Origin of the sequence: Maridesulfovibrio zosterae DSM 11974 (assembly GCF_000425265.1) — a bacterium.
Taxonomy (GTDB): domain Bacteria; phylum Desulfobacterota; class Desulfovibrionia; order Desulfovibrionales; family Desulfovibrionaceae; genus Maridesulfovibrio; species Maridesulfovibrio zosterae.
Genome location: NZ_KE384342.1, coordinates 568,422 through 590,595 on the forward strand (window position 1 = coordinate 568,422; position 22,174 = coordinate 590,595).

At 40.7% G+C, this 22,174-nt stretch carries 22 protein-coding genes; 3 read left to right on the forward strand and 19 right to left on the reverse strand.

Annotated features, from left to right (window positions below):
* Position 1: 1 nt before the first annotated feature.
* From H589_RS0114155 to H589_RS0114215, 13 genes are all read right to left on the reverse strand, one after another.
* Positions 2-1,420 carry a biotin carboxylase N-terminal domain-containing protein gene (locus H589_RS0114155; RefSeq protein ID WP_027722636.1) on the reverse strand — a complete coding sequence of 473 codons (1,419 nt, stop codon included), beginning with the start codon at positions 1,418-1,420 and terminating at the stop codon, positions 2-4.
* A 386-nt stretch (positions 1,421-1,806) separates the two neighbouring features.
* Entirely contained in the window at positions 1,807-2,412 is a 606-nt protein-coding gene (locus tag H589_RS0114160; RefSeq protein ID WP_027722637.1) for a tetratricopeptide repeat protein, read from the reverse strand.
* 175 nt (positions 2,413-2,587) lie between these two features.
* Positions 2,588-3,859 (reverse strand): Y-family DNA polymerase, encoded by a 1,272-nt coding sequence (locus tag H589_RS0114165; RefSeq protein WP_027722638.1) that lies wholly within the window; start codon positions 3,857-3,859, stop codon positions 2,588-2,590.
* 2 nt (positions 3,860-3,861) lie between these two features.
* On the reverse strand, positions 3,862-4,293 hold the full coding sequence (locus H589_RS0114170; protein ID WP_035076090.1) for a LexA family protein: 432 nt from the start codon (positions 4,291-4,293) through the stop codon (positions 3,862-3,864).
* 226 nt (positions 4,294-4,519) lie between these two features.
* Positions 4,520-5,257, reverse strand: coding sequence for a protein phosphatase CheZ (locus tag H589_RS0114175; RefSeq protein ID WP_027722640.1), 738 nt, complete (start codon positions 5,255-5,257; stop codon positions 4,520-4,522).
* A 44-nt stretch (positions 5,258-5,301) separates the two neighbouring features.
* The gene (locus tag H589_RS0114180) at positions 5,302-5,817 is read right to left on the reverse strand and encodes a PilZ domain-containing protein (protein WP_027722641.1); all 516 of its coding nucleotides are present in this window, start codon (positions 5,815-5,817) and stop codon (positions 5,302-5,304) included.
* 16 nt (positions 5,818-5,833) lie between these two features.
* Positions 5,834-6,262 (reverse strand): 4Fe-4S binding protein, encoded by a 429-nt coding sequence (locus tag H589_RS0114185; RefSeq protein WP_027722642.1) that lies wholly within the window; start codon positions 6,260-6,262, stop codon positions 5,834-5,836.
* 20 nt (positions 6,263-6,282) lie between these two features.
* The gene (gene ybgF / locus H589_RS0114190) at positions 6,283-7,194 is read right to left on the reverse strand and encodes a tol-pal system protein YbgF (protein ID WP_027722643.1); all 912 of its coding nucleotides are present in this window, start codon (positions 7,192-7,194) and stop codon (positions 6,283-6,285) included.
* Positions 7,184-7,420: a PLD nuclease N-terminal domain-containing protein gene (locus H589_RS0114195; protein WP_027722644.1), complete on the reverse strand. Its 237-nt coding sequence runs from the start codon at positions 7,418-7,420 to the stop codon at positions 7,184-7,186. Before H589_RS0114195 ends, ybgF begins: the two co-directional genes overlap by 11 nt.
* Positions 7,420-8,175, reverse strand: a complete 756-nt coding sequence (gene lgt / locus H589_RS0114200; RefSeq protein ID WP_027722645.1) for a prolipoprotein diacylglyceryl transferase — start codon at positions 8,173-8,175, stop codon at positions 7,420-7,422. Before lgt ends, H589_RS0114195 begins: the two co-directional genes overlap by 1 nt.
* Positions 8,176-8,646, reverse strand: a complete 471-nt coding sequence (lspA, locus tag H589_RS0114205) for a signal peptidase II (RefSeq protein WP_027722646.1) — start codon at positions 8,644-8,646, stop codon at positions 8,176-8,178.
* An 87-nt stretch (positions 8,647-8,733) separates the two neighbouring features.
* Positions 8,734-11,547: an isoleucine--tRNA ligase gene (ileS, locus tag H589_RS0114210; protein WP_027722647.1), complete on the reverse strand. Its 2,814-nt coding sequence runs from the start codon at positions 11,545-11,547 to the stop codon at positions 8,734-8,736.
* A 255-nt stretch (positions 11,548-11,802) separates the two neighbouring features.
* Complete coding sequence (locus H589_RS0114215; protein WP_027722648.1) at positions 11,803-12,063, reverse strand: DUF493 domain-containing protein; 261 nt, start codon at positions 12,061-12,063, stop codon at positions 11,803-11,805.
* Between the two features lie 218 nt (positions 12,064-12,281).
* Between H589_RS0114215 and H589_RS0114220 the strand changes: the two genes are divergently transcribed.
* From H589_RS0114220 to H589_RS0114230, 3 genes are all read left to right on the forward strand, one after another.
* A complete protein-coding gene (locus tag H589_RS0114220) occupies positions 12,282-12,701 on the forward strand; it encodes a hypothetical protein (protein WP_027722649.1) in 420 nt (139 codons plus the stop codon).
* A gap of 218 nt (positions 12,702-12,919) precedes the next feature.
* Positions 12,920-13,465: a hypothetical protein gene (locus tag H589_RS0114225; RefSeq protein ID WP_027722650.1), complete on the forward strand. Its 546-nt coding sequence runs from the start codon at positions 12,920-12,922 to the stop codon at positions 13,463-13,465.
* Positions 13,466-13,669: 204 nt separating this feature from the next.
* Entirely contained in the window at positions 13,670-15,904 is a 2,235-nt protein-coding gene (locus H589_RS0114230) for a DUF3536 domain-containing protein (protein ID WP_027722651.1), read from the forward strand.
* Positions 15,905-15,992: 88 nt separating this feature from the next.
* Here H589_RS0114230 and H589_RS0114235 read toward each other — a convergent pair whose 3' ends face one another.
* Genes H589_RS0114235 through H589_RS0114260 form a run of 6 tightly spaced genes read right to left on the reverse strand, consistent with a single transcriptional unit; the run spans position 15,993 to position 22,173 of the window.
* Positions 15,993-16,835, reverse strand: a complete 843-nt coding sequence (locus H589_RS0114235; protein ID WP_027722652.1) for an MBL fold metallo-hydrolase — start codon at positions 16,833-16,835, stop codon at positions 15,993-15,995.
* Positions 16,817-18,421 carry a citramalate synthase gene (cimA, locus tag H589_RS0114240; protein ID WP_027722653.1) on the reverse strand — a complete coding sequence of 535 codons (1,605 nt, stop codon included), beginning with the start codon at positions 18,419-18,421 and terminating at the stop codon, positions 16,817-16,819. The genes H589_RS0114235 and cimA overlap by 19 nt, the downstream gene beginning before the upstream one ends.
* 2 nt (positions 18,422-18,423) lie before the next feature.
* Positions 18,424-19,662: an aspartate kinase gene (locus tag H589_RS0114245; protein ID WP_027722654.1), complete on the reverse strand. Its 1,239-nt coding sequence runs from the start codon at positions 19,660-19,662 to the stop codon at positions 18,424-18,426.
* A gap of 38 nt (positions 19,663-19,700) precedes the next feature.
* Positions 19,701-20,195, reverse strand: coding sequence for a tRNA (adenosine(37)-N6)-threonylcarbamoyltransferase complex ATPase subunit type 1 TsaE (tsaE, locus tag H589_RS0114250; RefSeq protein WP_027722655.1), 495 nt, complete (start codon positions 20,193-20,195; stop codon positions 19,701-19,703).
* Complete coding sequence (locus H589_RS0114255) at positions 20,192-20,647, reverse strand: CBS domain-containing protein (RefSeq protein ID WP_027722656.1); 456 nt, start codon at positions 20,645-20,647, stop codon at positions 20,192-20,194. The genes tsaE and H589_RS0114255 overlap by 4 nt, the downstream gene beginning before the upstream one ends.
* On the reverse strand, positions 20,623-22,173 hold the full coding sequence (locus tag H589_RS0114260; RefSeq protein WP_027722657.1) for a bifunctional ADP-dependent NAD(P)H-hydrate dehydratase/NAD(P)H-hydrate epimerase: 1,551 nt from the start codon (positions 22,171-22,173) through the stop codon (positions 20,623-20,625). Before H589_RS0114260 ends, H589_RS0114255 begins: the two co-directional genes overlap by 25 nt.
* Position 22,174 lies beyond the last annotated feature (1 nt).

Here is a 22,174-nt window from a genome sequence, read left to right on the forward strand (position 1 = left end):
CTTAGAATTCCAGTAGGTTTGAAGTTTTCTTGTTAAGAAACTTGATGTTTGACTTTAAGGAAATTTCCTTTCTGTCTTTACCTTCCAGAATGAATTCGTCGAGAAATTTTAATCCCCGATCTTTACATTCTTTAAGGTCTTTACCCCAGATGATAGCTAATGCCAGATTGGGGTCAAACTCTGTGGGAATCTGGTAGGGCAGATTTTCAGGGATGTGAGTATGCAATTTTAGCCACTCATGGTTATCCCAATGAAGATTTTCAATTTTTCCAGCCCATGGAGCGAATTTTTCATCGGTGTCTTCTGCAATGATTCGATATTCGATTCCCACACCTTCAAAGGTGATATCATTCTGATTATATCCAAGATCATCACCAAGAGCGAGTCTGATCTGTTCTTTAATCAGGTTTACATTGGAATTACCCTTAATACGGGAGATAGCAGCTGATACGCCGTTCTCAACCTGAATACGGGTGTTAACTTCCATAAGGAAAGGAGCCCCCTTAGGAGTTACAATCCATTCCCAGGTTCCAACGTTATCATAGTTTATTTCACGAGCCATGCTCAGTGAATGTTCAACGATATCATCAAGAACTTTCTTTGCATCAAATGAATATGCAATGCCCTCAGGGAAGAAACCAGGAGCAACTTCGATTCTTTTCTGTCTTCCGGGACTTTGCACAGAGCAGTTACGAGTACCGAAGTGGACGTGTTTTTTACCTGAACGTTCTGAAACGATCTGAACTTCAAGATGATTGAAGTTAAAAATGCGTTGTTCAATCAGAACACCTTCATCGTTGAAGGTTCGCATGGAATAGTTTCTGATTCTGCGGTAAACCTGACGAAATTCCTCAATAGAGTAGACTTCGTCAATGCCCATACCTCCGCCGCCAGCGGAAGCTTTTACAAGAACAACAGGGTTTTTAACGCCTTGTTTTTCTTGAAATTCAAATAGGTTTGCAGCAATTTCTTCTGCTTCCAGCTCATCATATATAGCTCTGTCTGAGCCTGGAATTGTAGGAACATTCAGCTTTCTAGCTAAACGCTTCGTGTTAATTTTGTCACCAAGGTCTTGAATTACCCGCCAGGACGGCCCGATAAAAGTCATGGGCCTGTCTCTTTCTGTTACACGTCTGGCAAAACGAAAATTTTCAGAGAAAAAGCCGTAGCCAGGATGAACTGCTGTACACAATGTTTCATCCGCAACAGAAAGGATATCACCAGCATCAATATAAGATCTGATTTTATAAATTGCTTCCTTGCCGCCAAGCTCTTCTGCAAGAGTGACATGTCCGGAATCTTTGTCCTCAGCCGTGTATACACTGACAAAATCAAGGCCGAGATCTTTACATGCATGCATGATGCGCACAGCTATCTCGCCTCTGTTGGCAATAAGTACTTTATCTGTTTTTGGATTCAAAATGACTCTCCTGAGTCTTTCAAGTTTGGTTCATATATTATATAATTTTACAAAACTGGAATTTTAAAAATACGCAATCTTTTTAAGCCAAATAAGGAGCCTGTCAAGCTAAATAAAATTAACGTTTACGAAGGTATAATTAAATTTAATGTGGATTGAAGCCAGAAAGTCAATCCTAACAGGTCCTTGTACTGTATATTATGTTTAGAGATTACCCCGATACAGATTTTTATTCCGCCAGAATGCATTTCAGTCTGCTCTGATAAAACAAACACGGGTATTTCGTCAAATTTTTGTAGGTCTCAACCCTGTATTTATTTATCAAAAAAAACAAAAAAAACCGCACCTTATATAAGGTGCGGGATTAGCAGCATAAACATTAAAATTTAAATTAGACCAAAACTGATCATGTCTATAAAATCTTCATCGTCCTGTGAAGTCCCGTTTGTGCTTGCACGGGCTTTCTTGGTCTGGTCAACTATTTGTTCAACCGAAACAACATGCTGGCCTTCAGGAAGTCGCAGAGTTGCCATAAAATCTTCGGTTTCAAGCATTTTTTCTGGAGTCAGCTTATCTTGATATACGGACATGCGCGTATAGATTGTTATCTGCTCCAAAGCTTGTTGGGATTTACCCATTTCCTTATACGCTCGTGCTAATTTGCGGTGAGCCAAGCGCTTATGGCCTTCCTCAAGCTTGAGCCTTAGCCCTTGATTAATAACATCAACAGCTTTTTGATACTTTCCTTCGCGCAAGTAACAATCACCAAGCATTATATAGCTGGGGCCATATTCAGGATTGGCATCGATTGCTTTTTCAAAATAAACAGATGCCGCCTGATCACAGTTGAGCATGAAAGCAACTGTACCTGTCTGATGGAGGCCTGCTGCCTCATCTTTTGTTCCGCATCCGGTAAGTAGACCAGCTAATAACAGGGTTGTCCCAAATAGAGCTGTTTTTTTACTGAAACGGGCAAATGAACGGTTCTTCATAATATAAAGAGTTGTTCCTATTCTCCTGATAAAGGAGGTTTGAGTTATGCTTTACATCGTTTCATGCCTTAAAGTTTCGAATTGGGCAAGTCTCCGTTGAATGATAATTCAATTTATACTTCTTCCCTATTTAGCATTACTAATAAATACGATATTTTAAAAATTAAGTTCAAATCTACTTAATTTGAGGCAGGTCATCCCAGCAGGTGGTATAGTCTGGAGATCTATATTTGCTGTTCATTTGCCAAGGTTGCTTTATGCCTTCTGATGCATAGCTCAAAGTTTTTTTTCCAAATCGTGCGTTTGCTGTATCTAAGAGCTTCATAAGTATATCTTTTTTTTTATTTTCAGCTTCACTATTCATTTCAAGCAGATTGACCTGTCTGTTAAATTTGTTGCTGAGTTCCAGCAGGACCACTCCTGTTTTTTTAAATCTATACTCTTTTTTATAAATAGAGCGAATTCCTTTTAAGGCTGCCGCGATTAAATCAGGGGTATAGTCTGTCGCTACCGTAAACATGTTTGTCGCTGAATTTGAATATTGTGGAAGATTATTATGACGGTTGGTGGTTAAATAGACCATCACACCCGAAGTCAATGAGTTTTGCGCACGCAATTTTTCTCCTGCGCGTGTAACATAAGCTGCAACAGATTCCTCAAGATCTGCCAGACTGGAGACTGGGTGACCAAATGACCGTGAACACGATATTGTTTTTTTGTCTGGCGGGGTGCTTTCAAGGTTGAAGCATGGAATTCCTCGCAGTTCTAACGCTGTATGCAGTCCGGTTATTGACATATTTTTTTTAATCCACAGGTCGGGAAGATCTTTAAAAATATGGGCGTTGGTGACGCCTCTGGCTATCAGTCTTTTCCCATGCCTGCGGCCTATTCCCCAAACATCCGTGATTGCAATTCTGTCCAGTAAACGGTCTACATTGATCCCTTTGCATAAGCTGAACACTCCGTTGGTTCGAGGTTCTTTTTTAGCAAAACGATTAGCGGCTTTAGCCAATGTTTTTGTCGGCCCGAATCCAACTGAAACAGGAATTCCTGTCCATTTGAATACTGTATTTCGGATAGTATGTCCGATTATTTGCAGTTCGCTTATCTGGTGTGGTGGTAATTCTAAAAAAGATTCATCAATAGAATAGATCTCCATTTCCGGGGTCATGGTACATAAAGTATTGGCTACCCGCTGAGACATATCTCCATATAATGAATAATTTGACGAGAAAACTGTAACATTGTGATTTTCGAAAAATGTTTTGTATTTAAAAGCTGGAGCCCCCATAGGAACTCCGACTTTTTTTGCTTCTTGAGAACGGGAAATGACGCAACCATCATTGTTAGAAAGTACAACGACTGGACAACGGCGTAGAGAGGGACGAAAAAGGCGTTCACAGGACACATAGAAATTATTGCAGTCCACTAGGGCAAAAATTCTCATGTTCAAGCCTTATGAATGATATAGGTTACTACTCCCCAAACTTCAAAAGAAGTTTCTTCTGTTATTTCAAGTAAAGGGTAATCTGGATTCTCCGGTGCAAGGTAGATACCTCTATCTTTCAGCTTCAGGCGTTTAACTGTTAATTCTCCGTCTAGCACGGCTATAACAATTGAATTGTGAAGAGCATCAAGCGAACGGTCTACGATAAGTATATCACCGGATGTAATGTTTGCATCGCGCATAGAATCTCCATATGCACGGACAAAGAAAGTCGCAGCGGGATGTTTTATAAGGTGATCATTTAGATCCATTTTTTTATCAATATAGTCGTCGGCCGGTGAGGGGAATCCTGCCGAGACTCCTGATAAAAAAAATGGAATTTCAGTAATGTTAATTATTTCCGGTTGAAAAATGTCTACGCAATCGTGGGTCATAAATTCTTCTTTTTAGTCGGTTAATACGTATATCAATTATTAACTAAAAAACAGAAAAGTCAATCTTAGATAAACATTAACTCTAAAAAAGAATAAATGTGTAGTCTTATACTGGGGATATTTTACGAAAAGAGATTAGTGAGAAAATGAAAATAAAAAATTTCCAGTGTGATCAGAATGTTTACAAACAGCATGATCACACTGGAAATTCAGCAGAAAGTATAATTTATAAGCCTAGTGATGCAAGAAGGTCATCGACATCGCCCTGATCAGATTTTTCAGTAGGGCCTTTCAATTCACTCATTTTGTATTCTGTTTCCTGGTCGAGCTGCTCAAGTGATTTTTCAGGAGCTTCTTTGCGAGCTTTAATTTTCAGGCCGGTCGACATATAGAGGTCAAGAACGATTTTCTCAACACTTTTGATTGTATCAATAATTATTTTGATACGTTGTCCGGTTAAGTCTTGAAAAGATAGCGTGGTCATGATGGTCATGAGGTCTTCACCTAGGGTGCTGTTTATCTCACTCAATTTTTCACGCTGCTCTTTTTTAACACCACCTGATTCAAAGGCTTTGATAATGTTGACAAGTGCGAATTGAGTTTCCTGCAACTTCTCAACAATATCCATGATATCCTGAGTTGCTTTTTCAGTTGTCCGCATTATCGCATCAAGTTGGTCTGAAGCTTCGTTGAATAATTCGTCTGGGTTGGCATCCACAGGAATCTCAACAGGAGCGCCTGAAGGGCCTTTTTTAGCTTTAGAAACTTGTTGATATATGTCGCGAAGTCCATTTTGCAGATCTATATTGATACGGCGGTAAAATTCACCTTCCAAAAGTGTTTGAGACATGCTTTTGGATATTTCCTTCTGGACAGCATCTGCGATGCTTTCTTTAAGGCTCGTGGCTAAGTCTTCAGAAACTTTTTCCATCATTTCCCGCACTATCTGATCATCATGAATCACTGCGCACTCCTTCGCGTTAACTTTCTATCTTTAGTTTTAAAAAGCTAACTCAGCTTGTCAGCTCTAATACGTTCACGTTGTTCACTGAATACAAATTGAATTATAGATTCAAGGTCATTTTCTCTGATATTCTCAAATTTCATGACCCATGTTCCTTCTTTTTTTCCCGGTTTAACTGTTCCTTTGGCGCCAGCAAGGCGCAGGGGAATTTGTTCTATTTCCATAACAGACTCCATAATACATGGACAGTCTATTCTAGTTTCGGTTTTAAAAACCATCCCATTTCCTGAAATTTCTAGTATTTCAAGATTAATAGGGAAGTCGTCTGTTAGACTGCTTTTGCTCTGCAGTCCGAGCAGCTGATCCAGTTTTCGGTCCAGCTCAATCATATAAACCTTAAGCCATTCGGGTACTTTTGAATCGTCGAGGTCATCAGCAGGGTGTTTGTGCATGCCACTGAAGCCGCGAAAAAGAGGCTGGTCATTAATAGCTTTGCAAAATCGACCATGCCCTTTTATGCGTGTATGCACACTGGCATAATGTTCCTTGCTTCGTTCCACTGTAATTCCTTAGTATTTAATCCTGAGGGTCGACTTCCATTGCCCGCACAGGACAGACTTTAGTACACATACCGCAAGCTGTACATTTTTCTAAATCAAAAATAACCAGACGGTTATTCTGATCAATAGAAAGTGCACCAGTTGGACACATTGAAAGACACATACCGCAATGCATACAGGAATTTTCATCCCGAGCAATTTTTTGGGCAACAGGAATCAGTCGGATTCCATTTTCTTTGAGGTAGTTGATTCCTTTGTGGTAATCTTCCTCAAACCCATTTATCTCCAGGGTCATGCTGCCTTCTAAGCGCGGATTTATATCAGCTTTGAGAATGTTGAAGCTGAGATTGTAAAGCTTCCCTAAATTGCAGATTACCGGGCGACCGGATACTGTTGAAGGAAAGGACAAGTGAATAATTTTGTTAAAGTTTTTGCTATCTGTCATCGTATTTATCCGGTTATAAATTATTTAAGATTCTTAAGGATTGTTTTTGCTCGTTTAGCTTCGGCTGAATCAGGAGCTTTCTTGATAAGGTCTTCAAGAATGTATTTACCTGATTTAGATTTACCAAGTTTTGTAAGACATATTCCTTGCTTTAACATGGCGGATCTATATTTGTTGCTTTTGGAGTGCTTGGCAATGACAACCTGATACTTAAGTGCTGCATTGGCATAGTCTCCTAACTGATAGTAGCATTCACCTTCCCAGAAAATGGCATTGGGTACAAGCTTATGTTTTGGAAAAGTTTTACTGAATTCATTCCAGTCACGAATGGCATTTTTATACTCTTTCGTATTAAATTCTCCTAACGCCTTGTCATACAAAGCCTTAGCTGAATCAGCAGGCTTGGATTTTTGGGGTTCAGGGGCTACGACAGCCGCTATACCACCGGCAGCGACAGTTGAACTTGTTGCAGGTACAACTTCTTGGGGCGGGGTTGGAGTCAGCTTAATCTGACCTAAATCGATAGCAAGTTGGCTTTCAATCGCCAGTCGCATTGTTTGAAGTTTCTGAGAAATATCTTCAATAGACATAGTGCTGTTACCACTAAGCATGGAGACTTGTTCTGTCATGGAGTTGAAAGCTCCCTGCAATTTAGCAACCTGCATTTTCAGGGCACTTACTTCAGCATACATATTTGCCTGCTGAGTTTGCATGGGAGAGCTTGAAGTTTTTATTTCATTATGCAGTGCGGTATCTTCGGCACTTAACTGTGTTTGAAGGTTATCAATTTTTTTATTTAACTGGCCCCTGCTTTGACGCACTTCCATACGCAGAGAATCCATATCAGATGTAGTGACACAACCGTTCAAACCTGTTGCTAAAGGAAAAGCAATGAGGGTGGCAATAATTGTTTTTTTTAGATTATTCGACATCGTATTTTTTTCCTCTCTTTCTACCGAGAATAAAATAAGCCAGGCAGCCTAAAAATGGTATAAAAATTGTCAGCTGAATCCAGCCCACTTTTTCCATATTTGATGGGAATTCCCTATTAAAAGCATCCCATATTGCGAAAAGGGTCAGAGCTGCAAAAAGGCCAACACTGCCCAGAATGATCATCCATGTTTCCATGGGCAGAGTGGGAATATTTCCGAAGATCATTAAGTGCTCCTTTTTTTATTTACGGATAACAGGTAAATACCAATTGAAAAAAAGACAAGTGTTATAAATTGAGTAGTACTTATCGGACCAAATGAGCCTCGGTAATCCGCTCTGAAAAATTCAATAATAAATCTGAAAAGAGAAAACAATACCAGAAATAATCCTGTTATTTTACCGTCATTTTTTAAGTACTTTTTGGCTTGGAGTAAAATAACAAATGTAATAATTCCTGCCAGACTATGATATATTTGTGTTGGATGCAGAGGATAGAATAAAGGGGCTACTGAATCTGTGTTTCTGAAAGTGACCGCCCAAGGAAGGTCAGTATGTTTGCCATAGCAGCACCCTGCAGAAAAACAGCCGATTCTTCCAATGGCCTGACCAAGAGCAATTGCCGGAGCAAAGCAGTCAAGCCATGGCATAATATCTTGCTTTTTGGACTTTAAAAATAAAAGCCCTCCAAGTGAACCGAAAATAAATGCTCCTGAAAAAACAAAACCGCCTTGCCAAATATAAAATATTTCAATGATATTATTGACAAATTGTTGCGGATATAAACCGACATAAAGAGCTCTGGCTCCTAATATTCCGCAAATAATGGCAATTATTCCGGTTATTGGGGCCAAAGAGTACGGTAGATCTTTATATCTGGCCTCACGCATAGCCCATCCCATTGCCAGCAGACATCCAGCAGTGAGGTAAACGCTATAGCTATAAATATTTATGGAGCCGAGAGTAAATAGGACAGGATTCATTTATTTATTCCTGTACATTGAAATGATCATAAAAAATGCACCAACGCAAATTGCTATATCAGCCACGTTAAATGCCGGCCAGTGATAAGAGCCAAAATAAAAATCTAGAAAATCAGTTACTTCACCATAAACTATTCTATCAATTAAGTTTCCTAATGCACCGCCTAAGATACAGCCTAGGCCTATAACTTGGAACCTGTCATTATCTTTTACTGATTTTAACAGGAAGGATATGGCACCAAGCGCAACAATGGTGACTGCAATAAAAAATGAGCGTTGCCATGAAATATCACCGCGGTTAAGAAAACCGAAGGCAGCTCCTTTATTGATCACATGAACAAGATTAAAGAATCCGGGAATGATCGTATCAGAAGCCCACAAAACCATTTTTTCACGTATTGCTATTTTTGTGAGCTGGTCTAGTATCAGCGTTACAACAGTGATTAATCCGGCGATAGTATATCTCTTCATTACAGACCTTTTTGCAAATATGCCCCCGTCCTCATGAGTGAAGGCGGGGGCATTTAATTTCATTGATAGATTAATAAGCTGGACTTACTAAGCGGACAGAACCGCTGCACAACGTGGGCAGAGTTCAGGATGATCAGTATTCGTCCCCAGAGTGTCATATCTCCAGCAACGGCTGCATTTTTCACCTTCAGATTTTTCAACCTTAATACAAAGCCCTTCAAGCTCTTCAGGTTTGACTGCATCGTCTCCTGCTTCTGCAAGAGGTTTGACTTCAACACCTGAAACAATGAAGTACTCGCGCATTTCAACTGGTTCAAGAGCTTTGAGGATCTCATCGTTAGCAAAAAGAGTTATTTTGGTATCAAGAGAGTGACCAATAACCTTTTCACGGCGTAGAGGTTCAATTGCTTTTGTAACTTCGTTACGTACGTCTACGAGAAGTTCCCATGTTTTGCGCTCTTCATTACTGATGGCAGGATCAAGAAGATGAGGGCGAATAGCAAATACAGTATCTACACCACCTTTCATTTCTTCCGGTAAATGCGAAAATGCTTCTTCGGCAGTGAAAGAAAGGATAGGCGCCATATCTTTAAGCAACATCAGCATAGTCTGCCACAGAACTGTCTGTGCTGAACGGCGTTCAAGGCTTTTTTCACCCGAAACATACAGTCTGTCTTTGATTATATCAAGATAGAATGAGGATAGTTCAGTAGTACAGAGGTTATGCAAGGTGTGGTAAACTTTATGGAATTCAAAGTTTGTGTATGCCTTCTGAATAACTTCATGCTGTCTTTTGACCAGGTCCAGTGCAAAATGATCGATAGGGAGCATTTCACTTACTGCTACGGCATCAGTTTCTGGGTTAAAACCGTTAAGGTTGCCGAGAATATAACGGCAGGTGTTGCGTACTCTGCGATAAGTATCAACCATACGATTCAGAATTTCATCAGAGATGCGCACATCTTCCTGATAGTTAACTGCCGAAACCCACATGCGTAAAATTTCAGCACCGTGCTGGTCGATGATTTCCTGCGGAGCTAAAACATTACCGATAGATTTGGACATCTTGCGTCCGTTTTTATCAACTACGTACCCATGAGTAAGAACAGTCTTGTAAGGAGGTACATCACGATTACCTACCGATACAAGTAAAGAACTGTGAAACCAGCCTCTATGCTGATCAGAACCTTCAAGATAAAGATCAGCTGGGAATCTATGTTCTGGGCGTTTTTCCACAACGGCAGCAAAGCTGGTGCCGGAGTCAAACCAGACATCAAGAATGTCATCTTCTTTAGCCCAGTGATTGCCTCCGCATTTGGGGCATTTAAGTCCTTCAGGAGCAAGCTCTTCAACTGATTTTTCAAACCAGTAGTCACAACCTGTTTCGTGTTTTTCAAATTCGTCTACAACTGAGAAAACCCAGTCAGAGTCATTAAAAACTTCATCACAATCCTGACATATCAGGGCAATGATGGGTACTCCCCAGTTACGCTGACGGGAAATACACCAGTCCGGTCTATTTTCCACCATGCTGTAAATACGGTTTTCACCCCATGCCGGCAGCCATTCTACATCATCGCGGATGGCTTTAAGTGCTTTTTTGCGAAGATCGTTTTCTTCCATGGAGATAAACCACTGTGTGGTTGCACGGAAGATCACGGGTTTTTTACAACGCCAGCAATGCGGGTAGGAATGGGAGATTTTTTCCTGACCAAGCAAATTTCCTATTTCTTCCAGTTTTTCAATAACCTTGGGATTAGCTTCCCAGACGTTCAGCCCTGCGAAAAATTCTACATCTTTCAAGAAAACGCCATCGTTATTCATTGGAGAGTAAACTTCAAGGCCGTAGCGGAGGCCTGTTTCAAAGTCTTCACGCCCATGACCTGGGGCAGTATGGACGCAGCCAGTACCACTGTCGAGAGTTACGTAATCTGCCAGAACAATGGGAGATTCTCTGTCATATATTGGATGTTTGGCTTTTGCACCTTCAAGCTTTGCGCCTTCAACCGTTGCAAGAACATTCCACTTATCCCAGCCGAAACTTTCAGCACAGACAGGCAGCAGTCTTTCAGCCAGAATGTAGAAGTCACCGTTAACTTCAGTGATGCAATATTCAAATTCAGGATGAACAGCTACGGCCATATTGTCAGGAATGGTCCATGGTGTGGTAGTCCAGATGCATACGAAAGTGCGGGACAGGTCCACTTTTGAAGCTGCTTCAGCAGGAAGTGCTTTCAGAAGTTTTTCATCATTAAGTGGGAAGCGCACATAAATAGAAGGAGAAGTATGATCTTCGTATTCAACTTCTGCTTCAGCAAGAGCTGTACGGCAGTCACAGCACCAGTGAATCGGTTTTTTACCACGTACGACAGAACCATTTTCCATGAAACGTCCAAGCTCACGAGCTGTGGCTGCTTCATATTCAGGCTTCATGGTCAGATATGGGTCTTCCCAGTTACCCATGACACCGAGTCTTTTAAATTCTTTACGCTGAATATTAACAAATTTTGCAGCATACTCACGGCACAGTCTACGGATAACTGTCGTAGGGACTTCTTTTTTCTTCTTTTTAAGTTCCTGTGCAACCTTATGCTCAATAGGGAGGCCGTGACAGTCCCATCCGGGAACATATTCGGCTTTCTGCCCTTGCAGGTTACGTGACTTAACGATGATATCTTTGAGCACCTTATTCATGGCGGTACCCATGTGAATGTGTCCGTTTGCATATGGAGGGCCGTCATGCAGAACATATTGCTCGGCTTCAGCATTTGCTTCGACCATCTTGCCGTAAGCGTCGATTTCCTCCCAGCGTTTGAGCATTTCAGGCTCGCGCTGTTTGAGGTTTGCCTTCATGGGAAATTTTGTTTTTGGCAGACAAAGAGTCTCTTTATAATCGCTCATCGCTCGAAAAGTCCTCCGGAACTCTCTAGGGTACTTTTTATGATTATTGATAGTGGATGTTTAGAGCAGAATTTTCTGAAAATATTTTTCCAAACATAACAGGGATATAAAAGAGTTGTTTATCCCTGCAACAATTCAGGTGAAATTCTAAAACAGTCCGTATGGCGTATTGGTGAAAAATAAAAACGCTCAAAAATGAGCGGGATCATATTTAAACAAGGATCGATGGAAGTCAACCCGAAGTATTCTTGTATCTTATAAGGAGATGAGTCCTTCAATGGTTGCAGCTTTTTCGTATATGGTCACAATTTCATCTGAAGATTCCGCCATGATGTTGACTGTTACGCTGGTATATTTGCCTGTTTTTGAGTCTTTTTCAGAATGAGGTATACCATCAAGCATTGATTTGAGCTCGGTAAGAGCTGTGCCGGGAACAATAAATTTAAAGGTATATTCACATGGCCACTCATGATGTTCATCCAGTGTGGTTTTGAAGCTTTCCATTGATTTTGACATACTTAACTCCATATATAAAAATATTTCTACTTAGATCTCTCGTGAGAGCATAGTTAATACTTAATGTGCAAAAAGCAAAGTTTTCTATATTGAGAGCAAAACTGTCTGTCAATGGTGTGAAAAAAAGATTGATTCTCAACCTAAAGGATTATTAAGGGTGGCCGATATGGAACATAGGTAGCCTCACTATTGTAGGAATTGTTAAAAGGACTTATAGAATGAAAAAAAGAACTATACATGCCACAAATTTTAGGAAAGTCTTAGAATTATTCCGTAACAATCGTGAACAGGATGCTGAAAAACTGTTAAAGATTATACAGGAAGAGTATTTGGAACTGTATAATGAGAACAAGGAACTTCGTTCTCAGATAAAAGAGGTTGCAGATATACTTGACCTTGCATCATGTATGGAGTTTGACGGGCAGAAGTATTGGATTGATGAGGATACAGAAAAGTCAGGTCCGTATTGTCAGGTTTGTTATGATAGAGATGGCGTTCTAATCAGGTTGCAGGAAAAGGAAAAGCATTGGGAATGTTATTCGTGTCAGAATTTGTTTGTTAAGATGCCTACTGGTAATGTTATTCATAAGAGCAGTCTTAAAAAAGAACCCAAACCACCTTTGCAGCTGTTTAAATAAATTATTTAAAAATTTCTTTCAGTCCTTAATCACCGAAGGGACCTTGATCTTTTTTAGATCAAGGTCCCTTCACCCTTTTCAGTACTTTTTCATTTAGTTAACTTTAAAGTTTTACAAAATGTAACAGTAATGTGGTAGAAGACCTTGCGGCTTTTAAGTATGGCTCCCCAATGTCTTTTAAGTTTGTTTTCCGTTCTTAAATCAATGGAGTAGTGTCAATGCTATTAAATGAACGCCACATGCAGTTTTTAAAACATGTGAAAAGTTATGGTGGAATAAAAAGATTTCATGGCCTGCTTCCCAAGCGTGAAGCTATATTTTACGAAACGGAACTGGTAAATGAATTAATTGACATGGGATTGGTAGAAGAAGGCAGCATCTGTACCTCATGTGGAAATAACATGGAAGGCTATAGGATTTCCCGTCGGGCTGAAAAGGAGTTTGAGCGAAAAGGGATTGATATCAAGGATAATGATTGGGATAAATTTTGCTGTGTTGATGTTGAGATGAATGAATATCTTGATAAAGAGCATATCAGGGCTTTAATGGATATTTATTATTTATCAAGAGTTTCTGTTTTTGGTGGAATAGCTCCTAAAAATATTCTTTATGATTGTTATACGGTAGATGTTTTAGGAGTGCTTCTGGATGTAGGGTTTATTTATAAAATTTCCTTGAAAGGTCCGACCATCCGGTACGAAAGTGGATTTGTTTTATCAGATAAAGCCTCGCTCATGCTTCAACAGGTCGGCTATGTAAAATAGCTTGCTTAACAATAATCATCAGTTAGACTACTTTTTTTTAAAGTGGTCTTTTTTTTGTGTTTATTTTATATAATTATAAATCTCTCTAACAATATAAGAGGCATCTTTTACAATTAATTTATAATATTTCCTTTCTGTTGGATTTAGGAATCGCTTTGAGTTAGTCTACAAGAAAAAACTATTTAATATTGTGAGGTCTTGATAATGGCAGATAAATTTTTATGTATACATGGTCATTTTTACCAACCTCCTCGTGAAGATCCATGGCTGGATATGATCTTTCCTGAAGGCAGTGCTGCTCCCGCAAGACATTGGAATGAAAGAATCTGTAAAGAGAGTTACGGACCTTTGGCATGGGCTCGGCGTATGGGAAGTGATGGCGTTTTTGACATAATTAATTGCTATGAGTGGATGAGTTTTAATGTAGGCCCAACTTTATTTCGTTGGATAGAACGCTCGGAGCCTGAACTCTATGCCAGATTATTGGAGGCCGATTCCCGAAGTTTGAAACGTTTAGGGCATGGTAATGCCATTGCTCAGATTTATCATCATGTGATTATGCCTCTTGCATCAGAGCTTGATAAACAGATTGAGGTGGCATGGGCTGTTGCTGATTTTGAGTCAAGGTTTATGCGTAAACCTGAAGGAATGTGGCTTTCAGAAACAGCCTGTGACACTGCTTCACTGGAAGCTCTTGCAGCTGAAGGAATTCTTTACACTTTGCTTGCTCCCAGACAGGCAGAGGCTGTTGCTGATATTGGTTCCGATAATTGGAATAATGTTGATGAATATTCTATCAATATTAAAGAGCCTTATCTTGTCGAACTTCCTTCGGGTAAAAGTATTTCAGTCTTTTTCTATGATGGCGGATTATCACAGTCTGTCGCTTTTGAAGGGTTACTGCGTAACGGTGGCGATTTCTGGAATAAACTATCGAGTGCTTCTGCAGAAGGACTGCTTTCTATTGGTACAGATGGCGAAACTTATGGACATCACTTTAAATTTGGAGAGATGGCTTTGGCCTATGTCCTTGAGCAGGGTATAGCTGCAAGGGATGGGGTAACCCTGACAAATTATGGCGCATATCTGAAGCAGAATCCACCAATGCGTAAAGTCAAGATACATGAAAATTCATCTTGGAGCTGCTGTCATGGCATTGAGCGATGGAGGAGTGATTGTGGCTGCTGCACTGGCGATCACCCTGATTGGAATCAGCAGTGGAGAAAGCCTTTGCGTGAAGGATTAGACAACGTAAAAGGCCTGATGGATAGACATTATTTTAATCTTGGTTCCAATATTTTTAAAGATGCACAAAAAACATTGCTTGATTATGGTTCTGTACTTAGCGGGCAAGTCTCCGAAATTGATTTCTTCAAGAAACACTTTAAGGTTTCAGGAGAGTCGATGGAGGCTGATTTAGGATGGAAGCTCCTTTCCATGCAGAAGTGGGCGCTATCTTCCTTTGCCAGCTGTGGATGGTTTTTCGATGATCTAGCACGGCTTGAGCCTTTAAATGATATGTCGTTTGCTCTTCGTGCTATGGAAATTGCGAAAGACACTGGTCTAATTGGGCTTGAAGAGAAGTTTATATCAATTATTTCTGAAGCTTATTCTAATGAAGAACGTTATGGATCTGGTTCTGATCTTTGGAATAGTTCAGTAAAACCACAGAGTGAAACTCCGGGTAGCTTGATAGCGCAGGCTATTGTCAGGCTTTATGTTGAGGGAGCATTTCCAGTATCTGGAGAATTCGGAAAAGTAGAATGGCCCGGGGCATCAGTTACACTCGAAGCAGGGGACACTTCAGTAATCATGGCTAAAGGTTCGGCTGAAATTAAATGGACCCTTGAGTCAGAGATTAAAAAATTTGATTGGAAGTGGAAGAAAGGTGATCGGGTTATTTCTGGAGAATTGGAAGTTTTTGACACTTCTTCTGATTATCGGGAGTCCGTCGATTTTGTAGATATTTCATGGAAGAAAAAACAATCATTATCTCTTGCTTGGGTGGATAGGATTGCCAGAGAATCATGGGATATAAAAATTAAATCATCTGGATGTGGTCCATCTCTTTTTGGTAAATATGAAGATTATCAGACATCTCAGACATGGGCAGGAAAGTGGAAAGAGTTGTGGGATGGCATGGTATGGAATTATTTATTTTCTGAAGATGATGTCAGTGATGATTTTATTGATTTCCTTAAAGAAACGGGAAGTGAACACCCTGACATAAGTTTTTTTATTGAACAGATATCAAATACTCTTAGTGATATGCTGCAAAATAAAACTTCATCATGGGGTAAAATTTGTTTTATAATTAAAAAAGCAGAAATTATAAATCTACCTATAGATATCTGGAAGCTTCAGAATGTCTATTGGGCTAAGGTTCAGGAAGGATATAGTGATCTGGAATTAAGTCGCGTGCTCGGGTTTGACTTGTAAATATAAAGCTAAGCCAAAAAGGAGCGGCCCGCTGAATTAATATTCAACGGGCCGTATTTATATTACGAACTCAGCTGTTGATGAGTGATCAGAATTGGTAGACAGCTCCTGATCCCATAGGTAGAACTTCGCATGATAAACGATTTTTGAGGAACTCATATCCATCATCCCCGGTACAATGTCCCGGAGAAACCATCTCAGGGCTGAATTCTTCGATTATTTTAGCTGTATTTTCAAATTCCTTCCCATCTGAATGAAAAAGATGCAGACCACCAATGATTGCATGAACAGAGTCAAGACCTGTCAAATCTCTCAAGTGATATAAGGAGTTACCCAAACCACTGTGACAGCAACCTAAAATAACAATTGGTCCTGCTTTGCTCATGAGCAGTAGAAAAGCATCATCAGGAACATGGTCTGTTTTCGTAAGATCTTGATCAGTGTAAAGTCCTTCGGTTGCTTCAAAAAAGCCTTCACGCCTAGGAATTTCGGTGATCATATAAAGTCCATCATCAAGCTCAACATAGTCACGGACTATGATCGTTCCGGGATATTCACATGGAAATGATATATCTTGTGCTGAACCGTCATCCTCTTTTGCATATCTTTTAGTTGCAAAATCAGGATGAGCATAGACAGGCCCCATGAAACCGGCTTTCATAAGATCGTCCATACCACCTGTATGATCCCAATGTCCGTGACTTAGAGCCATAGCCTTAGCTTTTTCAGGCTGTATCCCCATCTCTTTTGCATTTTTTAGAAAAAGTGATGTGTCAGCACAGTCCAGCAGCCAAAGCTTGTCCTGAGGCAATTCAATACTAATTGAGAGCCCCCATTCTTTGCCTAAAGTTTCTCGTTGTGAATGGTTATCGCAAAGAACTGAAACTTTACAGACATCGGTCAATGGCTGATTTAGCGTGAGATTGGCCATTTTTGTGGGTCATCCTTGAATAATTTGTAATTAATTGAGTCAACCAGGGCCTGCCAACTTGCTTCGATAATATTATTACTTACTCCCATGGTCGTCCACTGATTTTTACCGTCAGTTGATTCGATGAGAAGGCGTACATTAGAACTGGTTCCGGCTGCCTGACGAACGGCTCCAGATAAAACCCTTACTTTAAAGTCCTGAAGACGTACATTGCGTAAAGAAGGGTAAAAAGGTTCGAGTGCCTTACGTAAAGCCTTATCAAGAGCGTTAACAGGACCGTCACCTGAAGCGGCGGTGTGGTTTTCCTCCCCATGAACTTTTACGATCACAGTTGCCTCGGAAAATGGCTCTTTATCTTCTTTGCGTTTAGCATCAACTACAAAAAAGTTAATAAATTCAAAATAACGTTTAGACCAGCCCATGGCTTTGAAAAAAAGCAACTCAAAAGAGGCTTCTGCCGCTGAATATTCAAATCCGATGGTTTCACGTTCCTTAATGGTCGCAAGTATGGTCTGAACGGCAGGATCATTTTTATCTAGATCATAGCCGTACTGCTTAGCCTTGTAGAGTACATTGCTTTTTCCTGAGAGATCAGAAAGCAGAACACGGCGGTCATTACCAACAAGTAAGGGGTCAACATGTTCGTAGCTGGTAGAATCTTTGAGCACTGCACTAACATGTATTCCACCTTTATGGGCAAACGCTGCCTGCCCGACAAAAGGTTGTCTCAGGAACGGCCGTAGATTGGCAATCTCTGTAATATAGGTTGATGTGCTTTTCAGTTTTATCAGTTTTTTCTTGCCTATAGTTTCGTAACCGAGCTTTAGCTCAAGATTGGGAATGATGGAGCAAAGGTTCGCGTTGCCGCATCTTTCGCCATAACCATTCATTGTTCCTTGAATCTGGACTGCACCGTTTGCTACAGCTGCAAGTGAGTTTGCAACAGCAAGTTCACAGTCATTATGAGCGTGTATCCCTATCTGACAACCTGGAATTCGGTCCAGAACGGTCTTACAGGCTTCAGCAACAAAATCCGGCATGGAACCGCCGTTTGTATCACATAAGACCAGAACATCTGCTCCAGCTTCGTGGGCGGCTTTAAGGCAGGAAATAGAGAACTCCGGATTTGCTTTAAATCCGTCGAAAAAGTGTTCCGCATCAAAAAACAGTTCTTCTACATGAGAACGCAAGTAGCTTATACTGTTACTTATGAGTTCAATATTTCTTTCAAGCGTTACGCCTAGAGCATTGGTAGCGTGGAAATCCCATGTTTTGCCGAAAATAGAAATGACTTTAGCTCCGGATTCTATCAGAGCAGCCAAATTAGGATCTTCTTCGGCTTTAAGGCGATTCATATGTGTTGAGCCAAATGCCGAAATTTTACAGTTTTGCAGCTGATAATTGCTGATTTCCTGAAAAAATTCTTTATCAGTGGCATTTGATCCTGGCCATCCTCCTTCCACGTAATGAACACCTAGTTCATCAAGCTTGCAGGTGATGCGAATTTTATCCTGTACGCTTAAGTTTATTTCTTCAGATTGGGTCCCATCGCGCAGTGTGGTATCATATATTTTAATTTTTTTCATTGTTACAGCATGTTTTCTTCGGACCTGTTTTTATCAAGCCCGAACGTGTTATGGAGCGTTCTTATGGCAAGTTCAGTATATTTTTCTTCAATCAGACAGGTAATTTTAATTTCAGAAGTGCTGATCATCAGGATGTTGATATTTTCATCACGCAGGGCTTGAAAAGCACGGGAAGCAACACCTGAGTGATTGCGCATTCCGACACCGATTACGGAAACTTTGCATACATTCTGATCGTAGAGCACTTCTTGAGCACCAAGTGATTCTTTAATGCTGTCAAGGATTTTCAAAGTTTGATTAAGATCTGCACGGGGAATTGTGAAAGTCATATCAGTTCGTCCGTCACGACTGGGGTTCTGGACAATCATATCTACCAGAACTCCTGCTTCCGCAAGCGGGGTGAAAAGAGTCGCAGATACACCCGGTACGTCCTGCACTTTTGCAAGGGTTACGCGTGCCTGATCTTTATCATATGCAATACCGGAAACAAGTACTGATTCCATGTTTTTATCCTCCTGTGTGACATATGTTCCTATCTCGTCGCTAAAAGTAGAGCGGACATGAACTTTTACATTGTATTTTTTAGCAAACTCAACTGAACGAATCTGAAGTACTTTTGCGCCCATGCTGGCCATTTCAAGCATCTCATCATAGGAGACAGTATCAAGCTTGCGGGCTTGTGAGCAGATATTGGGGTCAGTTGTGAATACACCCGGAACATCAGTGAAAATTTCACAAACATCGGCGCTAATAGCTGCAGCAATAGCAACTGCAGAAGTATCTGAACCTCCACGGCCAAGCGTGGTGATTCGTTTTCCTGCATCACATCCTTGAAAACCGGCAACGACCAGAATGTCATTTTCTTCCAGCAGTTCCATCATTTTTTCATTGTCTATATCAAGAATTCGCGCACGTGAATGAGCTGAGTTTGTTTTAATTGGAATTTGGAAGCCAAGCAATGACCGGGCTTTTATTCCACGATCTTTGAGCAGCATGGAAAAAAGAGCTATTGATACTTGTTCGCCAGTTGAAACCAGAGAGTCCATTTCTGCAAGATCCGGAGTGTCAGACCACTCATTTGCAAGATCAATCAGGCGGTTTGTTTCGCCGGACATAGCTGAAAGGACTACAATAACTTTGTTGCCTTTTGAATAAGGCACCATGACTTTTTCCAGTACTTGCTTCATGCATTCGAGGTTCCGGACCGAGGTTCCACCGAATTTCTGTACTACGATGTTCATTTGAACATTATCTCCTTACCACAATAGTTCAACGGATGTTATTGGAATGACTTGAGAAGTGAGGCAAGCTCTTCATAGAGGGAGGTCGTTGAACCATGCAGGGTCAATTCTATTGTTCTGCCGGATGCGGCAGGTTTCCAAGTGAAGAGCAGTGCATTATCAGGCCAGAATTCAGGTCTGAGATACTGAATCCACTCGACAACTGTCAAAGTTTTTTTATTGTTTAGCTGATCAAAAAAATCGTCATCTGGTGTTTGCCCTTCTAATCTGTACAGGTCAAAATGATTAACCTGAGGTTTTGTTGGGTAAATATTAAGAATATTGAAACTTGGACTGCTTACTTCTGCGTTTTGCGCACCAGGAAGAGATTCTACCAATGCTCGAACAAAAGTTGTTTTTCCTGCTCCAAGGTCTCCATTCATAAAAATCGGAGGTAAATCTTTACGATTTAAAAAAAACAAAGCCAAAGTGGAGCCGAGTTTTAATGTCGCCTCCACATTTGGCAGATTAATCATCAATCTTTTGGTGGTCATTTTGTCTTCGTTAATATCTTTAATACATCTTCTTTACCGACAACTCCGATGAGTTTTCCATTCTCAACAACAGGCAGAGTATAAAGCTTGCGCTCTACCATTAAGTCGGCAATTTTCTCGATGCTTGTTTCAGGAGTTATAGTAACCGGATTTTTTGTCATTGCCTGCGCTACTTTTGTTGCAGCAATTTTATTAACTTCTTTTTCAAGATCATCGCTTGATGAAAAAGAAATAAAGCCATCCAGAATTGTGAAAAAAGAAGGCATGGAAATAGATTTTTGCTGCGCTACCAGATCGCTCTGACAGATAACTCCAACAAGTTTAGAGTTCTTGTCAACTACGGGAACTCCGTTCAGGTGTTTATCAAGCAGGAGTTTGGCAGCAGTTGTCACATCGCTCTCGGGTTCAAGTGTAAGAGCACCGGATGTCATGATGTCTTTGGCTTTAAGCATAATTCCTCCTTGAGTACTAGTGGTAATATGTCAGCAATTTCAGTTGCAATATTTCCGCGATAGGGAAATTTTTTACTCAGATACAGTCCAGCCAGTGCATGCCAGTATACTCCCATACACGCACTTTGCATAGGAGGAATTCTTTTTGCAAGTAAAGCTCCTATAACTCCTGCAAGGATATCTCCGGACCCTGCTGCAGCAAGGTTCGGGGCAGAAATAGGAGAGATTGCAGTGCTTCCGTCCGGACAGCCTATAACAGTTCCTGCTCCTTTGAGAATGAGAAAAATATTTTTTGAAACGGAATATCTTCTTGCTATTTCAACCCTATCTGATTCTACTTCCTGAATTGATTTCTTTATCAACCTGCTCATTTCTCCAGGATGCGGGGTGAAAATGGAATTCTGAGCGATCGACTGCATAAGGTGTGATCGGGAAGCCAGCGCATAAAGAGCATCAGCATCATACACAGCTGGGGGATGACCATTTTTTACGACTGCTTCTACCAGATCAAGAGCTCCTTGATCTCGTCCCAGTCCAGGACCTATGACTAAAGAATCGTATTCCTTAATTTTGGAAAGCAACTCTATAATCATCTGATCATTCCAATGATCACCGGAGCCAAGCCCCATAGTCATTAGTTCTGGCTTTCCTGATTTTACTTCCGAAGCTAAACCGTCCGGGCAGGCCATGGTAACCAAACCAGCTCCGGATCGCAGTGCAGATATACCTGCAAGGTGGAGAGCTCCGGTAAGTCCCTTAGATGCCCCCACCAGCAAAACATGACCGGAAGTTCCTTTGTGCATTACAGGATTTAGTCTCGAAAGCGGTGTCAGAACATTTTTTTTGATAATATGATTAGTTGCAGGGTAGGCATGTTTTACAACTCCCGGTATTCCAATAGGAGTGACGATAAGATTTCCTGTGTATTTGGCAGCCGACGGTACGGCCAGACCTAGTTTTGCTTCTTCAAAAGTTACGGTCGTGTCTGCTTCTACAGCTATAGGTTGTGGTTTACCTGTGAGTCCATTTAATCCTGAAGGAATATCAACTGAAAAAACATAACCTACAGCAGAGTTAATTTTTTCAACAATTGCTTTAGCAAAAGGTCTCAATTCTCCCTCAAATCCAGTCCCAAGAAGAGCATCGACAATAATATCACTAGGTGGCAGTGCAATATTTTCTGTTGCCTTGAAATACTTAAGCTCAATACCAAGTTTTGATGCAATCTTAAGGTGGTACGCAGCATCTCCCTTATATTTATTTTTGGGAACAGTATGAAGCACCATCACTTCGGCAGCTAAGTCAGCTAACAGTCTAGCCATTACAAAGCCGTCTCCTCCGTTATTACCAGAGCCTGCAATGATCAGAATTTTTTTACCTGAGACCGCTCCATATTCTGAGACTAGTGACTTTACGGCCTCGTGACCTGCGTTCTCCATAAGAATTTCGCCTCGAATACCTATTTCATTAATGGTGATACGATCCCATTCAGACATTTCCAGCGGAGTGGGTAATGGAGAAAACATA

What these genes read in the sequence shown, in the direction of transcription:
- H589_RS0114160 (WP_027722637.1), bottom strand. Translation starts at nt 2,412, where the DNA reads ATGAAGAACCGTTCATTTGCCCGTTTCAGTAAAAAAACAGCTCTATTT.
- H589_RS0114165 (WP_027722638.1), bottom strand. Translation starts at nt 3,859, where the DNA reads ATGAGAATTTTTGCCCTAGTGGACTGCAATAATTTCTATGTGTCCTGT.
- H589_RS0114170 (WP_035076090.1), bottom strand. Translation starts at nt 4,293, where the DNA reads ATGACCCACGATTGCGTAGACATTTTTCAACCGGAAATAATTAACATT.
- H589_RS0114185 (WP_027722642.1), bottom strand. Translation starts at nt 6,262, where the DNA reads ATGACAGATAGCAAAAACTTTAACAAAATTATTCACTTGTCCTTTCCT.
- ybgF (WP_027722643.1), bottom strand. Translation starts at nt 7,194, where the DNA reads ATGTCGAATAATCTAAAAAAAACAATTATTGCCACCCTCATTGCTTTT.
- H589_RS0114195 (WP_027722644.1), bottom strand. Translation starts at nt 7,420, where the DNA reads ATGATCTTCGGAAATATTCCCACTCTGCCCATGGAAACATGGATGATC.
- lgt (WP_027722645.1), bottom strand. Translation starts at nt 8,175, where the DNA reads ATGAATCCTGTCCTATTTACTCTCGGCTCCATAAATATTTATAGCTAT.
- lspA (WP_027722646.1), bottom strand. Translation starts at nt 8,646, where the DNA reads ATGAAGAGATATACTATCGCCGGATTAATCACTGTTGTAACGCTGATA.
- ileS (WP_027722647.1), bottom strand. Translation starts at nt 11,547, where the DNA reads ATGAGCGATTATAAAGAGACTCTTTGTCTGCCAAAAACAAAATTTCCC.
- H589_RS0114215 (WP_027722648.1), bottom strand. Translation starts at nt 12,063, where the DNA reads ATGTCAAAATCAATGGAAAGCTTCAAAACCACACTGGATGAACATCAT.
- H589_RS0114220 (WP_027722649.1), top strand. Translation starts at nt 12,282, where the DNA reads ATGAAAAAAAGAACTATACATGCCACAAATTTTAGGAAAGTCTTAGAA.
- H589_RS0114225 (WP_027722650.1), top strand. Translation starts at nt 12,920, where the DNA reads ATGCTATTAAATGAACGCCACATGCAGTTTTTAAAACATGTGAAAAGT.
- H589_RS0114230 (WP_027722651.1), top strand. Translation starts at nt 13,670, where the DNA reads ATGGCAGATAAATTTTTATGTATACATGGTCATTTTTACCAACCTCCT.
- H589_RS0114235 (WP_027722652.1), bottom strand. Translation starts at nt 16,835, where the DNA reads ATGGCCAATCTCACGCTAAATCAGCCATTGACCGATGTCTGTAAAGTT.
- cimA (WP_027722653.1), bottom strand. Translation starts at nt 18,421, where the DNA reads ATGAAAAAAATTAAAATATATGATACCACACTGCGCGATGGGACCCAA.
- H589_RS0114245 (WP_027722654.1), bottom strand. Translation starts at nt 19,662, where the DNA reads ATGAACATCGTAGTACAGAAATTCGGTGGAACCTCGGTCCGGAACCTC.
- tsaE (WP_027722655.1), bottom strand. Translation starts at nt 20,195, where the DNA reads ATGACCACCAAAAGATTGATGATTAATCTGCCAAATGTGGAGGCGACA.
- H589_RS0114255 (WP_027722656.1), bottom strand. Translation starts at nt 20,647, where the DNA reads ATGCTTAAAGCCAAAGACATCATGACATCCGGTGCTCTTACACTTGAA.
- H589_RS0114260 (WP_027722657.1), bottom strand. Translation starts at nt 22,173, where the DNA reads ATGTTTTCTCCATTACCCACTCCGCTGGAAATGTCTGAATGGGATCGT.